The following is a 7,580-nucleotide window of genomic DNA, read 5'->3' as shown; positions in this document are numbered from 1 at the left end:
GCTATTACCCGTTAAAGCTCCAGAAAGGCTATCTTTAGAGCTTTATAGAAGATCATCTGGGAATCCCCATTTTATACGTGAGATATTGATAGATCTTGTTCAACGGAAGAGCATTATTTTCGAAGACGAAATCATCTTTCCAGATAATCTTGATGACTATCAACTTCCCTCAAGATTGCTCCATTCAATATATTCGAGGATGAGCCACCTCACCTCACAAAACTATGCTTTGCTACAAAAACTGAGCATAGTTCAAACCAGATTGAGCAGAGAAATTATTAGCTATATTATTAAAGTTAAGGACACAGAGCTGTACAATTTGCTGAATGACGCAACTTATAATGAGATTCTTAATAAGGAAGGCAAATACTATAGTTTCAGCTTTATAGAAGCCAAAGAAAGGATGTTTTCAGAATCCGATAAAAAGGTTCACATCTTGGTTTCTAAAAGATTACTTATGTTCTATGCCAACAAAGATGTAGTGGATAAAGAAACGTGTCTGGGGCTAATTGCGAATTCCTATATTGCCGGTGACCTCCACACTGCCCGACAGTATTATCTGAAACTTTCAAGCCTTCTAAGTGAGGATTATGAACTAGCTCAATCCTACGAGGCTATGTTAAATGTTCTGAAACTCGATTTTGATCCTCGAACCGAAGTAGACAGCAAAGATATTATTCGCGATTTGGCAATATTTCAAGAAAAAACAGAGCTTACAGGATTCTTTCAACGAGCCGATTTCTTGGTTGAGAATGCAGATCAGATACCGGAATATTTCGAAAAGTACCATTTGATAGGAACCATTCAATTTTTACAGGAAGATATGCCAACGGCCTTAGCCAGCTTTAAGCAAGCTGAGGTGTTGATAGTAACTGGGAAACAACAGCTTATGGTTTGGTTGGGATATATTCAAATTTATCTGAAGACTGATCTCAAGCTTGCAAAAGAGTATCTTGATTTAGCACTAAAGCAGAACTTACCCCTGGACTTAGAGATTGTATTTACTGATCGCTTGGCAGTTTATTACAATATTAAAAAAGAATATGAACGGGCCATAAAAACTATTGAGGATTTTTTGCAAGAGCTGCCTCCAGAACACGACAGCAGAGTTATGGCTCGCCTTGCCTCGATGCATAATGATTTAGGAGTGTTCTATAGCGATCAAAAGAATATTGAAGAAGCAGACGAACATCTAAATATTGCTTTAAGTATTTGGAAAAGATACAACATCAGGCGGTTTTGGGGATTGATATACAACAATCTTTCCGATTTGTATCTCAAACAGGGAATAACAGTTGAATCAAGCAAGTATTCTCATCTGGCTTATAAATATGCCGACGAATTGAATCTCACTACAATTAAGGCGCTTGCTTTGTTAAATCAGGGTGAAGCCATGATTAAGATGGGTGAATTTCATGAAGCAGAAAAAATGTTGATTTCCTGCCGGGATTTGGTTCTATCAATAGGCAGTATGAGCTATATTGATTCTGTTAAACGGAATTTGGCATTAGCCAAAAGCAAAATTAAGGGATTTGGCCATTACTACGATTTCATTTTAGAAAACGAACCAGAATTGATAAAGGGCAAGTTAAAAGAGATTAACCCCTTAGTGAAAACCTATTTTTATTATCTAAACGAAATGATGAGCCCCAAAAAACTTCGAAAACTTTTAAGCAGTAATGTGCAAATTAACTTCAAACATATCCACGAAGAGGAGTTTCATCATAACGTGCTAAGTTTAATAGCAATGGCAGAGAACAATTACGAAAAAGCCCTCACTGAGTTGAAACTTGCTATTAGGCACGCAGGAGAGATCAATAATATCTACGCCATAACAGTGTTTTACATCTTGGAAACCCAATGTCACTATGGTTTGGGCAATTATACTAAGGCTCAGGAGTTAATAGATAAAGCTCGCAATATTGCAGTCAAGAATCATTACCGCTATTGGCAAAGCAAACTGGATGTTATGCAACTGAAAGTGGATTTGATGAATTCAGAGGTTCCCTTGCGGGATGTTTTACGTCGAGTAAATCATTATATATGCGATTGGCAACCTTATGAATACTACCAACTTAACGTTGAACTATATCAGATACGTATTCAAATACTATTAGAACTAAAGCAGGAAGAGCTTGCAGAAAAGAGATTCATAGACTATAAACAGTATTTGGATCAAGTAAGCTCAAATACTCCCACTGATGATAAGACCAATTACTTGGAAGTGAATCAGTATAACGTTAAACAGATAAAACACTTCAGCTTAGTATTGATAAAATCGCGCTCAAAGGACTTGCGCCGAAAATGGAATGAACTGCTATTCAATATAGCTAATGTATATAATGTAGAGCGTATCAAATTCCTCATTGAAAAAGGTATTCATGAAGTGCTAAGTCCTTGGAAATTCCGGTTGATGGAGTTTAGTGAGCGTATCCAGAACTTTACAACCTTTCAACAATACAATTGCAATAAATCCAGCCTAATAGATCCCCTCCTTACGCAAAACATCGATAAGGCCTTGGGGAGCGATAATTTGATTATAAGCAAATATGATAATCGTAATTTGGCGATTATCCCTCTACAAACAGGTTCAAAACGCATAGGATATCTGATTCTTTCAGATGATGGTGAGCTTCCTTTTACGAAGCAGGAAATCTCAATAATGCGCAGCATTAAACAGCACCTATCAGCTTTAATAGTACGTATTCAAGATTTCTCGGAGATAACTCTGCGCATTCAAAAAATGAATGAATTGATGGAAATATCGCACGAATTGATGCGCATTGTAGAGTTATCAGATTTAGAGCACGAAATAGTATCACGTGCCATAGATTTCACCGGAGCGGGGAGAGGTTTTTTAATTAAGCGCGATAGTGATGGGAACAATATTTATAAAGTACAGATTGACCGACAAAAAAAAATATTAAGCAATGTGGGTGGGGTTAGCAAGTCCGTGCTGTCGCATTCTCAAAACACACTGGAGATGATAAGTACATTTAACGCATTGGAAGACAATAGATTTAAGGGAGCTATTAGTATACAGGATTACCAGTTACATAACATATTCTGTGTCCCCCTAATTGTTGATGGAACAGTATTTGGTCTGCTGTATCTTGATAACATGGATGATAATAGCGCTGCTATGTATCTAAAAACAGAGATAATAACACTATTCATAGAGCAAATTACAATAGCAATCAAAAACGCCATGCTCTATAAAAATATACTACAGAAAAGTACTGAGCTAAACGCTTTTGAAATGCTAAAAGATGAATTTATGGCAATAGTATCTCATGAATTGAATACTCCGCTAACAACCTTGCAAAGTTACGTTTCCAGGCTAAAAAGAAACCTGTATGTAGACGAAGATGAGCGCAATGAAATAATCAATAAAATTGAAGATTCGGTAAGGAAGTTGATTGTTACTACAGGTGACATCAACACGATGAATAATTATAACCTAAAGAAGAGCCTGAGTATGGCTCCCGTTGATATATCCGAAATCTTGGAGTTGGTGCAACAAGAAGTAGAAATACTGTCTCGCAAACGTAAAATGTTTATCCGCTTGGAAATAGAAAAAGATTTGCCATCGATTCCAGCAAACTGGGAAGCATTACATCTAATGGTGTACAATCTTGTTCTTAATGCAATTCGTTTTACCAACGATTTTGGCACGATTATAATTGGTGCCCGAAAAGCTGCATTTCAACAAGAGAAATTGGATGGTAAAGATGGCATCGTTTTGTTTGTTCAAGATAATGGGATCGGCATTCCAGATTATCAATTGAAGAACGTATTCCGCAAATTCTATGAACTAAACGAAATTTATGCACACAAATCGGGGACAATTGAATATCGTTCAAGTGGTTTGGGCTTAGGACTTTCAACATCCAAGAGGATTGCAGAATTACATAAAGGGAATATTTGGATTAAAAGTAAGGAAAACGAGGGTACTACTGTATTTGTTACTTTGCCGTATAAGCAATAAACTGTAAGCAATAGAAGCATATAGCTTAAAACAAGAAAGCAGAATTATTTTAAGTCTGCATGAAAACCAAGAATTGTTTAATCTAATCATATTCTACAATCCATAACTATCCTGATGTTTCATATAACTACTAGCGTAGGATGCTCCCGAGATTCTCATGTATGTTAAGGATGATAGCGGGCTGAAACTACGATATTACTACTTTATAGAATTGGGGATCTATTGTGTGATGTTAAAAATTCATATAAACATGGGAATATCATACATTCAGACATAAGCAGAGGACATACACAATCTCATCTATGATAACAATTCAGTTGAGACATTTGATTATAGCATCTTGTCATGTTCAAGTCTATCGCGCAAGGCGTATGGTATATTATAGCGGGCAGATATAAATGTGTGATGTTAAAAAGATGCCGAGTTTAAGTATAAACCCGGCACATAAGGGAGAATGAATAACAAGTATAATTTACAGAAGATGATTCTTCAATCTTAAAAGAGCTTCATTCTTACCTAAAATGCTTATAATACTTGGCATATCTGGACCATGAGCATGACCAACTAAAGCTAAACGTAAGGGCATATAGTACTTTTTCCCTTTTATCCCTAATTCGTTGATTCCGTTCTGGGTGAGCGCAACAATGGTTTCAGAAGCTAAATCAGAAGTTTGGGAAAGGTTTTCATAATACCATTCAAGCACTTTTTGAGATTCCTCAGTTTGGATAAATACTGAGTTCTCTCCCGAAAGAGGAGGTGGAGCATAGAACATCTGAGCATATTCAGCAAGATCGGGCAGAAGCACAGATCTTTCTCGAGCTGCAGCGATTATCTGAATATACTGATTTTTATGCGAAATCTGTTCTTGAGTAAACCAGGGCTGAGCTCTATTGGCAATTGTATCTAAGGGCAAACTTCTCAGGTATTGGCCATTCATCCACTCTAGTTTTGTAAGATCAAAGATAGCCCCAGCCTTGTTGACTCGTTCTAGGCTAAATGAATTGCAGAGTTCATCCAGACTATACAGCTCGCGATCGTCAGCAGAATGCCAGCCTAAAAGAGCCACAAAATTGATTAAGGCTTCTTTGAGATAACCTTTTTGTAAATAGCTCTCTGCCGATACATCATTCATGCGTTTACTTAGTTTGGATCTATCTGTATTGAGAATGAGCGGTAAATGTACCCAGATTGGGGGTTCCCACCCAAAACATTCATACAGCCAAATATGCTTAGGGGTTGAAGATAGCCATTCCTCACCCCGTATCACATGAGAGATTTGCATGTAATGATCGTCCACAGTTGCTGCAAGATGATATGTGGGGAAACCGTCAGATTTTATTAGTACCTGATCATCACTCTGAAAGGAATCCATTTCTACGTGACCCCTAATCATGTCGTTAAAGTTAAACTTTCTGTCGTCGGGCATTTTTAAGCGGATTACATGTGGTTCTCCGGCTTGGAGTCTTTTATGAACTTCATCTTTACTAAGCGATAAGCATCGGCGATCGTATTTTACGAAATCTCCTCGTGTTTGCTGTTCCTCACGCATCTGCTGCAAGGTTTCGGTGCTGCAGAAGCAATGGTAAGCATGCCCTTTATGTATAAGTTCCTGGGCATGTTTTCTATATAAATCAAGCCTCTCAGATTGTGTATATGGGGCAAATTCTCCTCCCTCTACGGGGCTCTCGTCAAAATCGATACCAAGCTTATGCAGAGTAGAAATCAGCATATCAGCCGCTCCTTTTACTTCTCTGCTTTGGTCTGTATCTTCAATGCGTAAGATACATTTACCGTTATTTTTGCGGGCAAAAAGATAATCGTAAAGTGCGGTTCTAAGCCCTCCTATATGTAAATATCCGGTTGGACTGGGGGCAAAACGAACTCTAATCTGTTTCATCTATCAACTCCATAAATTCTTGCTTATATTTATCTAAACTAAGATCTACCAATCTATAATGGGGATGGTAGTATTGGTGGAACAATGCGGAATGCGAGGGTAATATCCCTTTTTCGGCTAAGTCGTCTGCATAATTCCAGTTTTCAATATTCGAGGGAAGAGCTGCTACAAGATAAGGCCTATAAAGATTCCAACGTTCATAAAAATCTTGTTGGACGTCTTGATATAGCACACAAGAGGATATAATCCACCGGGTTAGACAATTGATGGTATCTTGGCTATGCTTCCGGTTGTTTACATTAATCAAACTAAGGCTTAGGCGAGTGTAACAGGGTCCAATGTTTTGGAAATGAGGTAAGTAAGAATGCTGCATTTTCCACAACTCAGAGCTTATGCCCAAAGAAAGTTGTTTGAGATCTTTAATAATGTGAAAAGGACCGTATAATGCCTGATACAATAGCTTAAACAAATCCACGGGTTCAGATTGTGGATGAAGTTGTAACTCGTATTGTACTAAATTTTCGATGCTTGAAGAATCAATGGGGCATATCTTCATATACTACTTCAGCTTTTTTTATAATCATAGCTACATTGGTGGGATTGTTTAAACTGGCGGTTTCGGGATTTTGTTTTAATACACTAAAATCGGCATCATATCCTTTTTGAATAGATCCGCGTCGGTTTTCATCGTGGGATAGCCAAGCGGCATTTTCGGTATAGATTTTTACGGCTTTTGCAAGGCTTAACCGTTCTTTTACGTTGTGATGGTTAAGAGCGGCATAAATAGAGCTTGTGATGTTTAAATCTGTAATATACCAATCTGATGAACCGGTAATTGTGATTCCTTTGTCCATCATCGATCCAAAGCGGTTCATATTTCTCACTCTTTCTGCGCCCAAAAGCTTGGCATAAAAACCACTATCTCCACCCCAAAGCATGTCAAAATTTGGTTGCATAACCGGAACTGCTTTGGATTGGTGGATATGTTCTAAAAGTATATCATCCGTAATCTCGCAATGAATCAACTGGTGTCTGAGGTCTTTATAATCCTGCATCGCTAATTGATGGTATATTTTATTGATCTGATCTATGGCTCTATCTCCAATACAATGAACTGCAACCTGTAGATTGTGGTAATGGGCTTTTTGAATGAATTCATTCCAAAAATGATCGGTTTGGTACAATGTACCTCGCATTGGTTTGCCCATATAAGGCTCGTAAAGTGCAGCCGTCATACTGCCTATAGAACCATCCGCCAAAATGCAACCTCCAATCCTTTTGGCACCCAAGTTTAGAGTATTATCAATATTGAAGCTTTGGGGATACAATTCGAAATCGATGGCAAAATCTTTCAGGTGATCTTTTAAAAGCAAGTAATGCCCATTGCTCATGTTTGCATCGCCCACCATAGTGTGTATGGTTGTAAATCCACCTTTCAGGGCAATATCTGCGGCAGCATGATAGGCTTTTAAGATGAGTTCATCGTCGATATTATTATGAAACCAATGTACCGCCTTATCGTTCTCTATGCCTCTAAAAACTGCATCTTCACAATGTAACTTGGTTGCGTTTCCTAAAATGCTATCACAAGCAAACTGGTTTACCATACAGGAATGACCGTCTATACGCCGTAATACGAGATTCTTATTAGGAAGAACACCATCCAGCTCCTTTCTGGTGGGAAAACGGTTTTCG

At 37.9% G+C, this 7,580-nt stretch carries 4 protein-coding genes; 1 reads left to right on the top strand and 3 read right to left on the bottom strand.

What is annotated here, in order from left to right; translation table 11 throughout:
• On the top strand, positions 1–3,988 hold a 3,988-nt coding region (locus tag LHW48_10975), incomplete at its 5' end, for a GAF domain-containing protein (protein ID MCB5260969.1).
• 472 nt (positions 3,989–4,460) lie between these two features.
• On the opposite strand, the gene gltX is transcribed toward LHW48_10975, so the two are convergent.
• From gltX to LHW48_10960, 3 genes are all read right to left on the bottom strand, one after another.
• Positions 4,461–5,885: a glutamate--tRNA ligase gene (gene gltX, locus LHW48_10970; protein MCB5260968.1), complete on the bottom strand. Its 1,425-nt coding sequence runs from the start codon at positions 5,883–5,885 to the stop codon at positions 4,461–4,463.
• The gene (locus LHW48_10965) at positions 5,872–6,441 is read right to left on the bottom strand and encodes a hypothetical protein (protein ID MCB5260967.1); all 570 of its coding nucleotides are present in this window, start codon (positions 6,439–6,441) and stop codon (positions 5,872–5,874) included. The genes gltX and LHW48_10965 overlap by 14 nt, the downstream gene beginning before the upstream one ends.
• Positions 6,422–7,580 (bottom strand): amidohydrolase family protein (locus LHW48_10960; GenBank protein ID MCB5260966.1); only part of this gene is annotated, 1,159 nt, incomplete at its 5' end. The genes LHW48_10965 and LHW48_10960, both read right to left, overlap by 20 nt.

It is taken from the genome of Candidatus Cloacimonadota bacterium, from assembly GCA_020532355.1.
Taxonomy (GTDB): domain Bacteria; phylum Cloacimonadota; class Cloacimonadia; order Cloacimonadales; family Cloacimonadaceae; genus UBA5456.
Note: the sequence above shows the minus strand (reverse complement) of the source record. Positions and strands in the feature narration are given on the sequence as shown.